Annotated in this window: 14 protein-coding genes; 6 read left to right on the top strand and 8 right to left on the bottom strand. The window is 72.0% G+C overall.

Features of this window, described 5'->3' with window-relative positions:
* Positions 1-43: 43 nt before the first annotated feature.
* The 5 genes from J5X75_RS32500 to J5X75_RS32480 are packed head-to-tail and all read right to left on the bottom strand — an operon-like array spanning position 44 to position 4,618.
* Positions 44-1,153, bottom strand: coding sequence for a branched-chain amino acid ABC transporter permease (locus tag J5X75_RS32500; protein WP_372450994.1), 1,110 nt, complete (start codon positions 1,151-1,153; stop codon positions 44-46).
* Positions 1,150-2,016 (bottom strand): branched-chain amino acid ABC transporter permease, encoded by an 867-nt coding sequence (locus tag J5X75_RS32495; protein WP_208471439.1) that lies wholly within the window; start codon positions 2,014-2,016, stop codon positions 1,150-1,152. The genes J5X75_RS32500 and J5X75_RS32495 overlap by 4 nt, the downstream gene beginning before the upstream one ends.
* Positions 2,017-2,727 carry an ABC transporter ATP-binding protein gene (locus tag J5X75_RS32490; RefSeq protein WP_208471538.1) on the bottom strand — a complete coding sequence of 237 codons (711 nt, stop codon included), beginning with the start codon at positions 2,725-2,727 and terminating at the stop codon, positions 2,017-2,019. It lies immediately after the preceding gene.
* Positions 2,718-3,464 carry an ABC transporter ATP-binding protein gene (locus J5X75_RS32485; protein ID WP_208471438.1) on the bottom strand — a complete coding sequence of 249 codons (747 nt, stop codon included), beginning with the start codon at positions 3,462-3,464 and terminating at the stop codon, positions 2,718-2,720. Before J5X75_RS32485 ends, J5X75_RS32490 begins: the two co-directional genes overlap by 10 nt.
* A 5-nt stretch (positions 3,465-3,469) precedes the next feature.
* Complete coding sequence (locus J5X75_RS32480) at positions 3,470-4,618, bottom strand: substrate-binding domain-containing protein (RefSeq protein ID WP_238490356.1); 1,149 nt, start codon at positions 4,616-4,618, stop codon at positions 3,470-3,472.
* 137 nt (positions 4,619-4,755) lie between these two features.
* Between J5X75_RS32480 and J5X75_RS32475 the strand changes: the two genes are divergently transcribed.
* From J5X75_RS32475 to J5X75_RS32460, 4 genes are all read left to right on the top strand, one after another.
* Positions 4,756-5,523, top strand: coding sequence for a 3-hydroxybutyrate dehydrogenase (locus J5X75_RS32475; protein ID WP_208471436.1), 768 nt, complete (start codon positions 4,756-4,758; stop codon positions 5,521-5,523).
* A gap of 4 nt (positions 5,524-5,527) precedes the next feature.
* Positions 5,528-6,328 carry an alpha/beta hydrolase gene (locus J5X75_RS32470; RefSeq protein WP_208471435.1) on the top strand — a complete coding sequence of 267 codons (801 nt, stop codon included), beginning with the start codon at positions 5,528-5,530 and terminating at the stop codon, positions 6,326-6,328.
* On the top strand, positions 6,325-6,954 hold the full coding sequence (locus tag J5X75_RS32465; RefSeq protein WP_208471434.1) for a nitroreductase family protein: 630 nt from the start codon (positions 6,325-6,327) through the stop codon (positions 6,952-6,954). The genes J5X75_RS32470 and J5X75_RS32465 overlap by 4 nt, the downstream gene beginning before the upstream one ends.
* A gap of 212 nt (positions 6,955-7,166) precedes the next feature.
* A complete protein-coding gene (locus J5X75_RS32460) occupies positions 7,167-10,238 on the top strand; it encodes an NACHT domain-containing protein (RefSeq protein ID WP_208471433.1) in 3,072 nt (1,023 codons plus the stop codon).
* A 57-nt stretch (positions 10,239-10,295) separates the two neighbouring features.
* On the opposite strand, the gene J5X75_RS32455 is transcribed toward J5X75_RS32460, so the two are convergent.
* Positions 10,296-12,065 (bottom strand): ABC transporter ATP-binding protein, encoded by a 1,770-nt coding sequence (locus J5X75_RS32455; RefSeq protein WP_208471432.1) that lies wholly within the window; start codon positions 12,063-12,065, stop codon positions 10,296-10,298.
* Between the two features lie 84 nt (positions 12,066-12,149).
* Between J5X75_RS32455 and J5X75_RS32450 the strand changes: the two genes are divergently transcribed.
* A complete protein-coding gene (locus J5X75_RS32450; protein ID WP_208471431.1) occupies positions 12,150-12,563 on the top strand; it encodes a MarR family winged helix-turn-helix transcriptional regulator in 414 nt (137 codons plus the stop codon).
* 11 nt (positions 12,564-12,574) lie between these two features.
* Here J5X75_RS32450 and J5X75_RS32445 read toward each other — a convergent pair whose 3' ends face one another.
* The gene (locus tag J5X75_RS32445) at positions 12,575-13,429 is read right to left on the bottom strand and encodes a tetratricopeptide repeat protein (RefSeq protein WP_208471430.1); all 855 of its coding nucleotides are present in this window, start codon (positions 13,427-13,429) and stop codon (positions 12,575-12,577) included.
* A 218-nt stretch (positions 13,430-13,647) separates the two neighbouring features.
* The gene (locus J5X75_RS32440; protein WP_208471429.1) at positions 13,648-14,133 is read right to left on the bottom strand and encodes a MarR family winged helix-turn-helix transcriptional regulator; all 486 of its coding nucleotides are present in this window, start codon (positions 14,131-14,133) and stop codon (positions 13,648-13,650) included.
* Positions 14,134-14,208: 75 nt separating this feature from the next.
* On the opposite strand from J5X75_RS32440, the gene J5X75_RS32435 reads away from it, so the two are divergent.
* The gene (locus J5X75_RS32435) at positions 14,209-16,257 is read left to right on the top strand and encodes an MMPL family transporter (protein WP_208471428.1); all 2,049 of its coding nucleotides are present in this window, start codon (positions 14,209-14,211) and stop codon (positions 16,255-16,257) included.
* Positions 16,258-16,311 lie beyond the last annotated feature (54 nt).

The following is a 16,311-nucleotide window of genomic DNA, read 5'->3' as shown; positions in this document are numbered from 1 at the left end:
GAACAGCACTCACGACCAGCCGGAGGAACCGGCGGGCGCCCGCTCAGATCGCGTCCGGCGCCGGGCGGGGCCGCAGCGCCCGCCGCAGTGGCTCGAGACGGGAGCTCAGGCTCGCCAGTCCGCCGGGTGCGAAGTAGACCGCCAGGATGAACAGCGTCCCGAGCACGAACAACGGCTCCCCGAACGGCCCCGGCAGCGACCCGCCCAGCCGGGCCAGCCGCTGGTCGAGGTAGGCGTAGAGGAACCCGCCGACCACCGCGCCCCACCGGGTGCCGGCCCCGCCGAGGACCGCCATGACGATCAGCGACAGGGTGAGCTCGGACGAGGCGATGTGCGGTGACGCCCCGCCGACGACCAGGGCGTAGGTGGCCCCGCCGAGGCCGGCGAGGGTCCCGGCCAGGACGAAGGCGAGGAGTTTGAGCCGGTACGGCGACAGCCCGAGCACCGCGATCCGCCGCTCGTCGTCGCGCAACCCGGTCAACGTGCGACCCAGCGGCGCCCGGTCGATGGTGTGCACGGTCACGACGACCACGGTGAGGAAGGCGAGGGCGAGCCAGTACAGATTGACGGTGTTGACGACACCGGTGAACATCGCGGGCAGACCGGCACTGGACAGCGGCAGCCCTTCCTCGCCGCCGGTGAGCCCGCCCGGATCCCGGTTGATCACGATGTGCCCGACCTGGGCGAAGGCGAGCGTCACCATGGAGAACGCGATGCCGGAGGTCCGCAACGCCACCGCGCCGAGCAGCGCGGCGAGAACGGCGGCGGCCAGGACGGTCACGGCCACCGTCGGCCACAACCGCCAGCCGTAGTGGCTGACCAGGATGTCCACCCCGTAGGCGCCGGCCGCGACGTAGAGGGCGTGCCCGAAGGACAGCAGCCCGGCCCGCCCGAACAGCAGGTCGTAGCCGAGCGCCAGCCCGGCGAAGACCAGGCAGACGGCGAGCAGTTGCAGGGTGCCGGGCGAGTTGAGCGGTCCTTCGAACAGGCCGGGCAGCCTGAGCGTCGACCACGGCAGCACGACCGCGACCAGCAGCGCGAGCAGCGGAGCGAGGCGACGGAGGCGACCGGGCGGCGTCACGGACGGCGGGGAGGGCGAGGACGCGGCGGGTGAGGCCGCGGGCGACGTGGTGGGGACGGATGACGATTTCACGCGGGTGCCGCCTTTCCGGCCAGTCCGGCGGGGCGCAGCAGGAGGACGGCGGCGAGCAGGGCCACCACGCTCACGTCCCCGGCGCCGGCGGTGCCGTAGTAGTTGACGAACTGCTGGAGCAGGCCGACCGCGACCGCCGCGGCGAACGCGCCGGTGACCGAGCCGAGGCCGCCGATGACGACCACGATGAACGCGAAGATCAGCAGGGAGGCGCCCTGCCCCGGTGAGATGGAGCTGAAGTACATGCCGGCGAGGATTCCGGCGAGCCCGGCGAGCGCCCCGCCGATCGCGAACACCAGCGTGAACGCGTTGCGGACGTCGATGCCGAGGGCGCTGACCATGTCGCGGTTCTCCACTCCGGCCCGGATGACCAGGCCGTACCGGGTGAACCGGAGGAACGCGAGCAACCCGAGGAGAACGAGCACGGCCGCGCCGATGAGCAGGAACCGGTCGGCCGGAACCTGCGCTCCGGCGATGTTCACGACCGACGACGCCCACGCGGGGCGGGGGAAGACGCGGGCGTCGGCGCCCCACACCGACTGGAGCAGCGCGACGCCGGCCAGCGACAGCCCGACGGTGACGAGCACCTGTTCGGTGTGCCGGGTGTACAGCGGCCGGATCAACACGAGTTCGACGAGCGCGCCGGTGGTGGCGGCGACGGCGACGCCGAGCAGGATGGCCGGAATCGCCCCCCAGCTCTCGGAAACGGTCCAGGCGGCGTAGGCGCCGACTGACAGGAACAGGCCGTGGGCGAAGTTCAGCACTCCGGCCAGGCCGAACACCAGCGACAGCCCGGAGGCGATGAGGAAGTAGAGGGCGGCCAGGCCGAGCCCGGTGAGTGCCAGCAGGACCACGGTGGACATTCAGTGCCTCCCGGCGGTGGTTCCGACACCGAGCAGCGACCGGGTCGCGTCGGCGTCGGAGAGCAGGTCGGCGGCGCGGCCTCGCCAGGCGGTCCGCCCGGCTTCGAGGACGACCGCGTCGGTGGCGAGCCGGCGGACCACCGCCAGGTTCTGTTCGACCAGGAGAATCGGTACGCGTGCCGCGATCCGTTCCAGGACGGCCGCCACCGCGGTCACCACGGCGGGCGCGAGCCCCTTGGTGGGTTCGTCGACGAGTAGCAGCCGGTTGGGGTTGAGCAGCACGCGCGCGATGGCGACCATCTGCTGCTGCCCGCCGGACAGGGTGCCCGCCCGCTGCCCGGCCCGCTTCCGGAGTTCCGGGAAGAGGTCGAAGACAAGGTCGAAATCCGGCGATGGTACGCGTACCGCCAGCCGAAGATTCTCCGCCACGGTGAGCCCGGCGAACACGCACCGGTCCTCGGGCACGTAGCCGAGCCCGTCGCGGACCAGCCGGTGGGTGGCCCGGCCGAGCGCCGGCCGGCCGTCGAACAGGACTTCGCCGGTGGCCGGCACCTCGCCGAGGACGGCCCGCAGGGTGGTGGTCTTGCCGACGCCGTTGCGGCCGAGCAGCGCGGTCACCCCGGTTTCGGCCACGTCGAACGCGACGCCTTGCAGGATGTGCGAGCCGCCGAGGCGTACCGACAAGTTGTTGATCTTCAAAATCACAGCGATTCTCCCAGGTAGGCCTCCTGGACGAAGGGGTCGGCCATCACCGCGCCCGGGGTGTCGCAGGCGAGCAGGGCCCCGTGGTGCAGGACGGCGATCCGGTCGGCGACGTCGAGCACCACGTCCATGTGGTGTTCCACCATGAGCACGCTGCGGCCGCTTCCCCCGGCGAGGTCGCGGATGACGGCGACCAGGGCCGGCACCTCTTCGGCGCTGACCCCGGCCATCGGCTCGTCGAGCAGCAGGACGTTCGGTTCGGCGGCCAGCAGCAGGGCGATCTCGAGTTTGCGTTTCTCGCCGTGGGCCAGCGATCCGGCGGTGGCCGAGGCGCGCGGGCTCAGGCGTACCTCGGAAAGGATCTCCCCGGCCCGGGCGGTGACCTGCCGGTCGGAGCGCCGGCGCCAGGCGCGCGCCGCGCCGCCGCGCCGGGCCTGGACGGCGAGCGCGACGTTCTCGGCGACGGTGAGCGAGCCGAAGACGGCCGACGTCTGGAAGGTGCGGCCGAGACCGAGACGGGCCCGCCGGTACGGGGCCAGCCCGGTGACGTCGCCGCCGCCGAGCAGGATCCGTCCCGAGCTGGGCCGCCGCAGCCCGCTGATCAGGTTGAACAGGGACGTCTTGCCGGCGCCGTTGGGCCCGATCAGCGCCATGAACTCGCCCGCCGCCAGTTCCAGGGTCACGTCGTCGACGATCGGCACGGCGCCGATGCGCCACGACACGGACTCGACCGTGACAGCGGTCATCGGGCTCAACCCTTCATCGCCGCCGTGGGCGGGGCGGCGTCGTCGGCGGAAACGGTTCCCGTTGCGGTGACGGCGTCCGGGCCGGTGAGCTTGGCCTGGAACATCGGCTGGAGCAGGGCGTGGTCCTCGGCGCGGACGGTGAGCCTGCCCTTGACCGAGTCGAAGGCGTACCCCTCCAGGGCGGTGACCATCTTGTCGACGTCGTCGGGGCTGCTCTGCAGCGCGTGGACGATCATCTGCGCGGCGGCGAACCCGTCCGGGTGGAACAGGTCGGTCTTCCCGCCCGGCACGGCGGCCTTCAGCGCCTGGTAGGCGGCGTTGTCGGCGGCGCCGTCGAAGTAGTGGGCGAGGAGGTTGAGCTTGGTGCCGCCGGCGCCGAACCCGGCCCAGGAGGCGCGGATGTCGAGTCCGGTGACGACCTTGGTGGAGGTGAGGACGCCCTGCTGGTCGAGGGCCTGCCACATGGCGCCGGCGGTGGCTCCGGCCCAGGCCACGAAGACGAGGTCGGGCGCGGCCGCCTTGATCTGGCTGGCGAACGGGGTGAAGTCGGTGGCGTTGGCGGGCACCGCGATGTCGGTGACCTCGGCGCCGGCGCCGCCGAGGACCGCGGTGACGGCGTCGACGTTCGACTTGCCGAACGCCGAGTCCGGGGCGAAGACCAGCACCTTCCTGCCGTCGCCGAGGAAGGTCTCGGCGGTTCGCACGTCCTGGTACGACTGGCGCCCGGACCGGAACGTGTACCGGTTGAGGCCGGTCAGCCCGTCGGTGGCGGCCGGGCCGGAGACGAAGAGCACCTTGTTCTCGGCGGCGAGCGGCGCGACCTGCAACGCGACACCGGACGAGGTGGATCCGCCGAGGACCCGGTAGCCCTTGCCGATCAGGTCCTTGGCGGCCGACACCGCCTTGACCGGGTCGCCGGCGTCGTCGATGTAGGTGACCTCGACGGCCCGGTCGCCGATCCTGCCGGTGCCGCCGGTCGCGTGGGCCAGGCCGGCCTTGAAGCCTTCGGCGTACTGGGCGCCGTAGGTGGCGAGCGGCCCGGACTGGGAGTAGACGATGCCGACCTTGAGTGGGCCGGAGCCGCCGTCGGTGGCGGCCTGTGGGCTGCCGCACGCGGCCAGGGAAAGGGTCACCGCCGCGAGGGCGGACGTCATCCGAACTCGTTTCATGGGGCCACACGCTAGGAACAGGGCCGCATCAAAACCACGGGCGTCGATCACACGGGGCGGCGGCCGGATGTGTGGGCCGCACACATAGGCGAGGGAACGGCCCGGCCCGTACGTTCACCGCCATGACGACGGCACGAGTGGTCGACCTTGATCTGACCGGCCGCACCGCGCTGGTGACCGGCGCCGGCAGCGGTATCGGGCGCGCCTGCGCCGAACGGCTGGCCGCGGCCGGGGCGGACGTGGTGGCGGTGGACATCGACGAGCGGGCGGCGAAGGAGGTGGCCGCCGCGACCGGGGGGCGGGCGTTCCCGGCCGACCTGTCCGATCTGGACCGGGTGGACGAGTTGCCGGCACAGGTGGACGTGCTGGTCAACAACGCCGGGTTGCAGGTGGTGGCGCCGTTGACGGAGTTCCCGCCGGACAAGTTCACGCTGATGCAGAAGGTGATGGCCGAGGCGCCGTTCCGGCTCGTCAAGCTGGTGCTTCCACACATGTATCAACGCGGATGGGGCCGGATCGTCAACATATCGTCGGTGCATGGACTGGTGGCGTCGCCGTACAAGGCCGCCTATGTGAGCGCCAAGCACGCCATGGAGGGACTGTCCAAGGTCACCGCCCTGGAGGGGGCCGCGCACGGCGTCACCTCCAACTGCATCAACCCCGGGTTCGTCCGGACACCGCTGGTCGACAAGCAGATCGCCGACCAGGCCGCGGTGCACGGCATCGGCGAGTCCGAGGTGATCGAGCGGATCCTGCTGGCCCGGGCGGCGATCAAGGAACTGGTCGACCCGGCGGACGTGGCCGAGCTGGCGGCCTACCTGTGCACGCCGCCGGCCCGGCTGATCACCGGGTCCTCGATCACCATCGACTGCGGGTGGACGGCACACTGACGTGATGGAAGAGATCGACATCGCGGTGACCGGCGGGAAGCTACGAGTGGTGAGCTGGCCGGGGGACGGTCCGGTGGTGCTGGCCGTGCACGGGATCACGGCCAACGCGCTGTCCTGGACCTCGGTGGCCCGGGAGCTGCGCGGACGCGTCCATCTGATCGCCCCCGATCTGCGGGGCCGCGCGGGAAGCGCGCATCTGCCCGGACCGTTCGGCATGGCCGCGCACATCGCCGACCTGATCGCGGTATCCGAACATTTCGGCGTCGAGCGGCCGGCGCTCGTCGGCCATTCGATGGGCGCCTTCGTGGTCGCGGTCACCGCGGCGGCTCATGAGGTCGGCCCCGTGCTGATGGTCGACGGCGGGATCGCGCTGCCGGTGCCGCCGGGCATCGACGTCGACACGGCGCTGCACGCGATCATCGGCCCGGCGATGCGCCGGCTGGCGATGACGTTCCGCGACGAGGCCGCCTACCTCGACTACTTCCGGCAGAACCCGGCCCTGGGCGATCACTGGACGCCGGATCTGGCGGCCTACATCCGCCGCGACTTCACCGGCACCGGATCGTCCTGCAACATCGACGCCATCCGCGCCGACGCGCACGACATGTTGACCAACCCGATTCCGGCGCCCCATCCCCTGCTCTGGGCGCCACGTGGATTGATGGACGAACCGCGTGGACTGTATCAACCTGACCAGGTGACGGGAGTTGACGCCGAGTTGATTCCGGACGTCAACCACTACACGATCCTGCAAGGGGCGGGAGCCCGGCGCATCGCTGAACGGATCATTAGTCTCACCTCATGACCACCGACCTGTCCGTGCTGGAGGCGCTGCACTCCACCCCGGCCCGCCGCTACCTGTCCACCGAGCCGATCGCCGACGACGTGATCCGGGACATCCTCGACGCCGCGATCCGTGGCCCGTCCGCCGGCAACGGCCAGTTCTGGGCATGGATCGTGGTCCGGGACCCGGAGACGAAGAAGCGGATCGCCGGCTGGTACCGGGAGGGCTGGGAGCGCCACTACGGCTCCCGCCGCGAGCAGATCCTGAACGCGCCCGACGGCGGCCCGATGAGCAAGGCCAGCTTCCTGGCCGCCGACCACCTGGCCAACCACCTGGAGGAGGCCCCCGTCTGGATCTTCCCGGTGCTGCTCGGGGCCGCGAAGTCCACCAACCCGCGGCTGGGCTCGTCGATCTACGGCGCCGTCCAGCAGCTGATCCTCGCGGCCCGCGCGCACGGCCTCGGCGCCACCCTCACCACCCTGCACATCGGCCACGAGGAGGAGGTCCGCGAGCTGCTCGGCCTCCCCGAGGACGCCCTCACGATGGCGCTGATCCCGCTCGGCTACCCGGCGAAGGGCCGCTGGTCCCAGCCGAAGCGCCGCCCACTCGACGAGGTGGTCCATTTCGAGAAGTTCCAAAACGCCTGATCGTACGGGTGGGCTGAACCGCTTCTCGTCCGCGCGGGCGCGCTGCAACGCAGGGCCGCAGCGCACCCGCCGTGACCCGGCACACCCTCGAGAACACGACCTCCGGTGACGGATCCCGGCCGGCCGTGTTCCTCGGCCATGCGTGTACAGAGGACGGTGGATCGGCCGTTGGCCGGGTTCCAGCGGCGGCATGGGACTGCCATCATGGCTCGATGACGGACGGTCGCCGGCCCACGGACAGCCGGTGGTCCGTGACCGTCGGCGTGCTCGCCGGCGCCGCCCTCGGGACCGTCACCAACATCTTCACCAACACGTTCCCGGCCGACTGGAAGTGGGCCGGGAACGTGAAGCTGATGGGCGCGATCTTCGCGGGCTGCCTGCTGCTGTCGATCACGGTGGCCGTCCGCCACCTGCGGCGCGACCCGGACACGCCGGGCGGCGCCCGCGCGCTCCTCGACCGCCTCACTTCCCGGTACGCCCGCGACTACCGCCGCTGGGTCCGGGAGAGCCGCCGCAACCTGGACGCCAAGGGGCTGAACATCATCGGCCCGTTCATCCCCGAACTGGACACCAGCTTCGTCCGCCTGGCGCTGACGTCGAGCGCGCCCGGCCAGGTCGGCTCCGGCATGGTCCCGGCCACCCGGGGAAACGGCCGCGATCACACGATCTGGCATTTCCTGAACCGCCGGCGACGGGTCGTGCTCGCGGTGCTCGGCGCGCCGGGCAGCGGCAAGACCACCCTGCTGAGCCATGTCGCGCGGCGGACGGTCGAGGCGAACCGTACGATGACGCGACCGATCCCGGTGTGGCTGCAATTGCGCGACCAGGCCAAAGCCATCGTCGCCGACCCGCAGGTCCCCCTGCTCAGCCTGATTCGCGGGTCCATCCCGGACTCGGTCGGCCCCGAACCGGCCCGCTGGTGGGAGAAGCGGCTTCGCGGCGGCCGCTGCGTGATCCTGCTCGACGGACTCGACGAGGCGGGCGAGGCCGAGACCCGCCGCGACGTGGCACAGTGGATCAACCGGCAGGTCGCGGCGCATCCGGGCAACGACTTCGTGATCACCTCACGGCCGTCCGGCTATCGCAACGCGTTCGTCGACGCCACCGAGACGGTCCAGGTGCTGCCGTTCGGCCGGCCGCAGGTCCGCGCCTTCCTGGAGAAGTGGTACACCGCCGCGGAACGGCACGGCGCCGACCACGGGGAGTACGCGGCCGCCGCCGAACGCGGGAAGGAGGCGGCCGCGCACCTGCTGCGGCAGATCGACGAGATTCCCGGCCTGACCGACCTCACCGCGAACCCGCTGCTGCTCACGATGATCGCCAACGTGCACCGGTACGGGAAGCAGCTCCCGGAGAACCGCGCCATGCTCTACCGCGAGGTGTGCGAGACGATGCTGGGCCGCCGCGACGAGGCACGCGGCCAGATCGTCGCGCTGGCGCTCCGGCAGCGGCTGATGCTGCTCGGCCGGCTCGCCTTCGCGTGGATGCGGCAGGGGATCCGCGGCCAGGACCGGCGCACCCTGATCCGGACGGTGCAGCCCTGGCTCGACGAGAGCGCGCCCGGGATCACCGCCGAGCGGTTCCTCGCGGACATGGAGGCCACCGGTCTGCTGCCGGTCCCCGACCTGGAGAACTTCACCTTCACCCACCAGACCTTCCAGGAGTATCTGGCCGCCGCCTACATCGCCGAGAGCGGCCTGCACCACCTGCTCACCGACGTGGTCGACGATCCGTGGTGGCGGGAGACCATCCTGCTGTACGCGGCCGGCGAGGACCCGAACCCGATCGTGGCGAGCGCCGTGCGTTCGGGCACCCTCGTCGCGCGTTCTCTGGCCTTCGAACTCGCCGAATCCGACGACCGCGTCGACCGGGGGCTGCGGGACGACCTGGACCGCCTCCTGCACCGCGGTCTGCGGCCGGACGCCGACGCCGCCGACCGGGCGCTGGCCCTCGACGTCCTCATCGGCCGCATGCTGCGCGCGATGGTGGCCACGCCGGACGGCACCCGGGTCAGCCGATGGCCGATCACGACCGAGCTCTACCAGCTGTTCTGCTCGGAGACCGGCACGCCCTTCATCGAAGGCACGGAACCGGCCGGCCCGGACGATCCGGCGCGCGGTGTCTGGCGCCCCGACGCCGAGGCGTTCCTCGCCTGGATCAACGCGCTGGTCGCGGCCGGTCCCCGCAGCGGCAAAGGCATCGTGTTCCGCCTGCCGACCGGCGCGGAGGTCGCCACGGTGCGCCCGGCCCAACCGGTGTGGGTCGTGGAGGGACGGTGGCGGGTCCGCTACCCGGGCAGGAAGCCGGCGGCCGTCACCGCCGACGCGCTGCTCGACGCCCTCAGCGCCGACCTCGGCGGATCGGGGCTGCTCGACAAGGGTCTGGAGGACCTGGCGGCCCGCCAGACCGACATGGTTCACCGGTCCGTGACCGAGATGAACCATGTCGCCGCCCAGATGGCCGAGCTCGTCCGGGAGAGCACCCGGCACATCCTGGCCCCGGACGCGGACAACGCGGCCGGGAACCGGACCGGCGGCATGGTGGACGATCTGAGAAACCGGGCCGAACGCCTGCACGCGGAGATCGACCGGCTGGAGACCGTGCTGCTGGGGATTTCCGACCGGCGCCGGGCCGCGGCGAGATGGGGCGATCTGGTGATCGACCTCGACCGGGTACGACGGGCGCTCGCGTCGGCCGAGCCGGGCAGCACGCCCCGCGCCATGGGGATGTTCCCGATCATCCATGCGGAGTTCGAGGAGATCGACACCGCGGTCGGTTGGATCCGGTCGATCGCCCGCAGCGCTCCCGCGGCCGCCGAGCGACAGTCACCGATCGACCATGTTCTCGGGCCGATCGCCTATCGCGACCTCGCGCTGCCGGTGTCGGCCGTGCCCGGCGAGCCGATACGCATCGTGGCCGAGGCGCTGCTGCCCGACCGTCAGCGCACGGCGAACCGGTTTCCGGTCGACCTCGGTGGTCTGGTGGCCAGGCTCGGGGCGATGCCGGATCGCCTCGGATCGCCCTCCGGCCCCTCGTTCTTCGAGGCGGCGCTGGACCGGCTGCTGCGGGTGGCTGACCCGATCATGGCCCGGGAGCGCCTGATCACACCGGCGACCGCCGCCGCCATCCGTGCTCCCGCACTGGTCCTGGCCCGGTTCGCGCAGAAGGCCGGCGACAACCGCCTCACGGCCACCCTGATCGAGCTGGCCGCCGCCACCTGTCTGCTGGAGGAGCGCCGCGGCCACCCGGAACTCCTGGAGACGCTGATCCTGGCACACGACTGAGCCGCCCAGCGGGCCGACGAGACGCGGCGAGGGCGACGGCCCGGCGCGGACGAGCCGTCAGCGGGCCAGGGTCCAGTAGCGGCCCTCGGCCTCCAGGAGGGTGTCGTGGGTGCCGGACTCCAGGATGCGGCCGTGGTCGATCACCGCGATCTGGTCGGCGTCGCGGATCGTCGACAGGCGGTGGGCGATGGTCACCGTGGTCCGCCCGTGGGACAGCTCGTCGAACGCACGCTGGACGGCCCGCTCGGTCTCGTTGTCCAGGGCGCTCGTCGCCTCGTCGAGGACGAGGACGCGGGGGTCGCGCAGCAGGGTGCGGGCGATCGCGATGCGCTGCTTCTCGCCGCCGGAGAAGCGGTGACCGCGGGAGCCGACCATCGTGTCGTAGCCGTCGGGCAGGGCGGCGATCAGGTCGTGGATCTGCGCGGCGCGGGCGGCGCGCTCGATCTCGGCGTCGGTGGCGGCGGGTTTCGCGTAGCGCAGGTTCTCCCGGATCGTGGTGTGCAGCAGGTACGTCTCCTGGCTGACCACGCCGACGATGGCGGCCAGATCGTCGAGGGCCAGGTCGCGCAGGTCGACGCCGTCGATGGTGACGCGGCCGGACGTGGGGTCGTGGAGCCGGGCGATCAAGGCGGCGATGGTGCTCTTGCCGGAGCCGGTCTCGCCGACCAGGGCCAGCGAGGTGCCGGCGGGCACGTCGAGGCTCACGCCGGCGAGCGCGGCGGCGGCGCCACCGTCGTACGCGAAAGTGACGTCCTCGAAGCGCAGGTGGCCACGCACCACCTCGAGCCGCACGGGCGACGCCGGCTCGCGGATGCCGACCGGCAGGTCGAGGTATTCGAAGATGCGCTGGAACAGCGCGAGTGACGCGGTGAGGGTGACCCCGACGTCGAGCAGGCTCATCAGTGGACGGAACAGGCCCGTCTGCAGGCCGGTGAAGGCGACCAGGGTGCCGATGCTCATGGCGCCGGCCGCGAACGGCAGACCGGCGGCGAGGTAGATGGCCGCGGGGATGACGGCGAACACCACGTTCATCGTGGCCATGCGCCAGCGGCCGGCCAGCTCGGAGCGCAGCTCGAGGTCGATGAGACGGGCGGAGGAATCGGTGAACCGCTCGATCAGGGCACCGCCGGCGCCCATCGTCTTGGCCAGCTGGACGCCGCTGATGGACAGGCCCTCGTCGATGATGACGTTGAGGTCGGCGAGCTCGCGCTGCCGCTGGGCGGTGATCCTCTGGCGCATGCGGGCGACCCGCCGGGTCCAGTAGATCGCCGGTGGCAGCGCGACCAGCGAGGCGAGGGTGAGCTGCCAGGAGAGGGCGGCCATCGCGACCAGGGTGGCGATCACCGTGGTCAGGTTGGCGGCGACGGACGTGGCGGTGGAGGTGACCACCCGCTGCATGCCGCCGATGTCGTTGGTGATGCGGGACTGCACCTCGCCTGTGCGGGTGCGGGTGAAGAAGCCGACGGACTGCCGCTGGAGGTGGGCGAAGACGTCGGTGCGCAGCCGGTGCATGACCCGCTGACCGACGGTGGTGGAGATCCAGGTCTGCACCACGCCGAGCGCGGAGGTGGCGGCGGCGATGCCGACCATGCCGGCGACCAGCAGCGACAGCAGGCGCAGGTCGGACTGTGGGAGGGCGACGTCGATGACCTCGCGCAGCAGGAACGGCGAGCCCATCGAGATGACGGACGACGCGACGATGACGGTCACGACGACGGCGAGGTGCCGGCGGTGGCCGGTGAACAGGGCGCCGATGCGGCGCAGGGAGACGGCGCGGGCCTGCGCTCGCTCCTCGGCGGTGAGTCTGCGGGGTAGATCCTTCGGCAAAAGCGGCCTCTCTCCGGACGACGACGATACGCTGAGGTTACCTCACCATGAGGGAACAACGGTAGTCGCTGCTATCGTGTTCCGGTGGAGGACGACAGCCTGCTGGAATCGTTCTGGGCGGTGACCCGGCGCCTGCGCGAGCGGACGAAGATCACCCTGGAGCCGTGGCACGTCTCGCCGTCGCAGTCGCGGGCGCTGGGCGTGCTGAGCAGGCACGGCGAGGTCCGGCTCAGCGTGCTCGCCGAGCGGCTGCACATCGCTCCCCGCTCGGCCACCGAGGTCGTCGACGACCTGCAGGAACGCGGTCTGGTCGAGCGCAAGCCGGATCCGACCGACCGGCGCGCCACGCTGGTCGCGCTCACCCCCGGCGGCGTGGCCACGGCCGCCGCCATCCACGAGGCCCGGGCCACCGAGGGCGAGCGCCTGTTCGCCGGGCTCGACCCGGCCGACCGGACCGAGCTGGCCCGCATCCTGAACCTGCTGCGCGAAGCCCGATAGGAAGGCCGCCGCTACACGACGCCCACCGACGGCGGGCGGGCCACCGCGGAGACGCAGCCAGCCACCCCGGCGGCGCAGATCAGGGTGAGGTAGAGGCTGAACGGCACGGTCAGCAGCCCGGCCACCTGGACGGCGCCGGCCGCGGCGAGCGCGACCAGCAACCAGACCAGCGACACCCGGGCCACGTGCGCCAGAGCGTCCCGGCCGGCGCCGCGGCGGCGGGCGGCGGGCCGGCCGGGGTGCATCCGCAGCGACTCGCCGAACTGGTCCGCCGCCCGCGCCAGCGACGGGGCGTCGACGGCCGTGCGCATCGCCTTCGCGAAGGCCTTCAGCGCCTCGCGCGCCCCGGCGTGACCGGAATCGATCGCCAGGGCCCGCCCGATCGCCTCGCGGGCGCTCAGCGGCCGGCCGACCGCGAACAGCGCCTGACCGTAGGTGACCTGCAGGTCCGCGTCGTACCCGGCCAGTTCGGCGACACCGTGCAGGCCCTCGGCGGCATCGACGAAGAGACCGGCGGCGAGCCGCGCCCGGGCCAGCCGGGTGTGCAGGCGGGGGTTTCCGGGATCCTCCCGGCACGCGGCGGCCGCGGCCGCGATCGCCTCGGCGTGGTCACCGGCGCGCGATCGGACGGCGCTCAGCCAGAACAACGACTCGGCGCCGTGCGGGTCCAGACGCCAGGCGGCCCGCGCGGCCCGCAGCGCACCGTCGTTGTCGCCGAGGTCGAGCCGTGCGCGGGTCAGCCGGTGCCAGGCGCCGGCGTTCCCCGGCTCCCGTTCGACGATCGGGGCGAGCAGCCGTTCGGCATGGTGGGCACGCCCGCGGGCGAGCAGGGCATCGGCCTCGGCCAGATGGGGCTCGGTTCGCACGCCGCTTCGATCGGCAGCCACCCGCCCGACTCACGATGATCATCCGGTGCGGCTGCGTTGCAAAACCACGATCAACACCATTCCCGGTACGGAGTGAGCGTTCTCGCCGGGGTGACCACCGATCTACGCCCGGCGGTCGCGGCACGGGCCGGACCCGGCAGTGGCTCGCGGAGTGCCGGGATCGCGTTCTCCAGCCCGTACCGAAGAAATGGTTTTGATCAGTGACTGCGCAGCTCGTCGCGGTAGGAGACGAGCGCGGCGATCATGCCGTGCAGGAACCTCTCGACGGCCTGGAGCTCGCCGACGCCGAACTGGGCCATCACCTCGTCGGTGCGCGGGGCGAGCGGGGCGAAGAACGACAGGGCGAGGGCCATGCCGGCGTCCGCGTAGCGGAGATGGACCACCCGCCGGTCCGCGCTCTCCCGTGATCGCCGCAGGTGGCCGCCGCGTTCCAGCCGGTCGATCAGCGCCGTCGTGGCGCCGGAGGTGAGGCCGATGGCCTCGCCCAGCTTGCCGGGGGTGAGCGGGGCTCCGCGCCGTTCGGCGTGCATGACGGCGAGCAGCGCGTGCAGATCCGTCGCGTTCAGCCGGTGCAGGTGCGCGAAGGCGTGCCCGATGTGATTCGCCTCGCTGCTGTACGTGTTCAGCAGGTCGACGAGCTCCCCGCGTAACCGCTGGCGTTCCGCGGTGTCGTTGCCTTCCACGGGGTAAGTGTTGCAGATTCCGGCTCCGTCGTGAACAATCTCGATCGTAAAGATTCTCGTTCTTGGAGGATTCAGATGAGAAGGGCGTGGGCGACGCTTCTGCTGGCCCTGCTGCTCGGCGGGCTGGTCCTCGGTCTCGCCGGATCCACGGAGACGGACAACGATCCGGCCTCCTCGCTGCCGTCGTCGGCGGAGTCCACGAAGGTCGCCCAGCTCCAGAAGGAGCTGCCGTCCGGGCGGACCAACCCGGCGCTGATCGTGGTCGCCAAGGGTGGGCAACCGCTCTCCGACGCCGATCTCGCGACCGTGCAGGCCCTGGGCCGGCCGATCCTGTCGGAGGACCGCAAGGCCGCTCTGATCACCGTGCCGCTGGCGACCACCGGCGACTCCGCCGCCACCATCGACGCGGTGCGGGACCTGCGCGAGAAGGCCTCCACCGGCCTGCCGCCCGGCGTCACCGCCCAGGTCACCGGCGGCGCCGGCTTCAGCGCCGACCTGGCCGACAGCTTCAGCGGCGCCAACACCAAACTGCTGCTGGTCACCGTCGTGGTGGTCACGGTGCTGCTGCTGGTCACGTACCGCAGCCCGATCCTGTGGATCATCCCGCTGTTCGTCGTCGGGTTCGCCGACCAGCTCGCCGCCAAGGTCGTCGCCCTGCTCTCCCAGCACACCGACCTGGCCGTCAACGGCTCCACCACCGGCATCGTCACGGTGCTGGTCTTCGGCGCCGGCACCGACTACGCGCTGCTGCTGATCTCCCGCTACCGGGAGGAACTGCACCGGTACGAGAACCGCTTCGAGGCCATGGGCAAGGCCCTGCGCGGCGCCGGCCCGGCCATCGCCGCGAGCGCCGGCACCGTCGTCCTGGCCCTGCTCACGCTGGTGCTGGCCACGTTGAAGAGCAACACCGCGCTGGGCATCACGTCGGCCGCCGGTGTCGCCATCGCCGCCCTGTTCGCCCTGGTGGTGCTGCCGGCCGCCCTGGTGGTCTGCGGTCGCGGGCTGTTCTGGCCGTTCATTCCGCGGGTCGGCGAGTCCGGCCCGGAGGACGGCAAGGGCATGTGGGCCAAGGTCGGCCGGGCCGTGGTGCGCCGCCCGGTCGCGGTGACCGTCGTCTCCGCGGTGGTGCTCGGGCTGCTGTCGCTCGGCGGCCTCGGAACCAGGGTGGGCCTGTCGCAGACCGAGCAGTTCCGGGTCGAGGCCGAGTCGGTGCAGGGTCTGGAAACGCTCTCCAAGTACTTCCCGGCGGGCGCCGCCGGGCCGGCGGTGATCCTGACCTCTCCGGACCAGGCCTCCCGGGTGCTGGAAACCGTTTCCGGCACGCCCGGCGTCGCCCAGGCCCGCATCGCCGAGGAGACTCCGGCCCAGGTCAGCGTCAGCGCCGTGCTGGAGGCCGCCCCGGACACCGCCGAGGCCTTCCAGACCATCCGCGACCTGCGGGCGAACCTCGACGGCGAGGCCCTGGTCGGCGGCACCGTGGCCACCGCCCTGGACACCCGGGACGCCGCCCGCCGCGACCTGGTCGTCATCGTCCCGGTCATCCTGGCGGTGGTGTTCCTGGTCCTGGTCGCCCTGCTGCGGGCCCTGGTCGCGCCGATCCTGCTGATGATCACCGTGGTGGTCAGCTTCCTGGCCTCGCTGGGCGCCGGATCGTGGCTGTTCCGCAACGTGTTCGACTACCCGGCCCTGGACAACGCGGTGCCGCTGTTCTCGTTCCTGTTCCTGGTGGCGCTCGGCGTCGACTACAACATCTTCCTGGTCACGCGGGCCAAGGAGGAGGCGGCCACCCGCGGCACCAGGGATGGCATGGTGCACGCGCTCGCGGTCACCGGCGCCGTCATCACCAGTGCCGGCATCCTGCTGGCGGCGGTGTTCGCGGTCCTCGGGGTGCTGCCGGTGGTCACACTCACCCAGATCGGCGTCATCGTCGGCATCGGGGTGCTGCTGGACACGCTGCTCGTGCGTACCGTGCTGGTCCCGGCCCTGGCCACGCTCACCGGCGACCGGTTCTGGTGGCCCGGCCGCCCGGCGGCCGTCGCGGCCGGCCGCACTCCCCCGCCGCACCGGCCGCACACCGACTGGGACAGCGTCAACCGGACGAAACTCTCCGAGACGAAGGCCTGAGGCTTCGCTCACCACGGGTAGAGGACGCCGGGTGGCCCCTTTTCGGGGCCACCC

It is taken from the genome of Actinoplanes flavus (assembly GCF_017592555.1).
Lineage (GTDB): Bacteria > Actinomycetota > Actinomycetes > Mycobacteriales > Micromonosporaceae > Actinoplanes > Actinoplanes flavus.
This window is presented reverse-complemented; position numbering and strand designations above follow the sequence as displayed.

What these genes read in the sequence shown, in the direction of transcription:
- J5X75_RS32465 (WP_208471434.1), top strand. Translation starts at nt 6,325, where the DNA reads ATGACCACCGACCTGTCCGTGCTGGAGGCGCTGCACTCCACCCCGGCC.
- J5X75_RS32485 (WP_208471438.1), bottom strand. Translation starts at nt 3,464, where the DNA reads ATGACCGCTGTCACGGTCGAGTCCGTGTCGTGGCGCATCGGCGCCGTG.
- J5X75_RS32495 (WP_208471439.1), bottom strand. Translation starts at nt 2,016, where the DNA reads ATGTCCACCGTGGTCCTGCTGGCACTCACCGGGCTCGGCCTGGCCGCC.
- J5X75_RS32475 (WP_208471436.1), top strand. Translation starts at nt 4,756, where the DNA reads ATGACGACGGCACGAGTGGTCGACCTTGATCTGACCGGCCGCACCGCG.
- J5X75_RS32480 (WP_238490356.1), bottom strand. Translation starts at nt 4,618, where the DNA reads ATGACGTCCGCCCTCGCGGCGGTGACCCTTTCCCTGGCCGCGTGCGGC.
- J5X75_RS32460 (WP_208471433.1), top strand. Translation starts at nt 7,167, where the DNA reads ATGACGGACGGTCGCCGGCCCACGGACAGCCGGTGGTCCGTGACCGTC.
- J5X75_RS32435 (WP_208471428.1), top strand. Translation starts at nt 14,209, where the DNA reads ATGAGAAGGGCGTGGGCGACGCTTCTGCTGGCCCTGCTGCTCGGCGGG.
- J5X75_RS32470 (WP_208471435.1), top strand. Translation starts at nt 5,528, where the DNA reads ATGGAAGAGATCGACATCGCGGTGACCGGCGGGAAGCTACGAGTGGTG.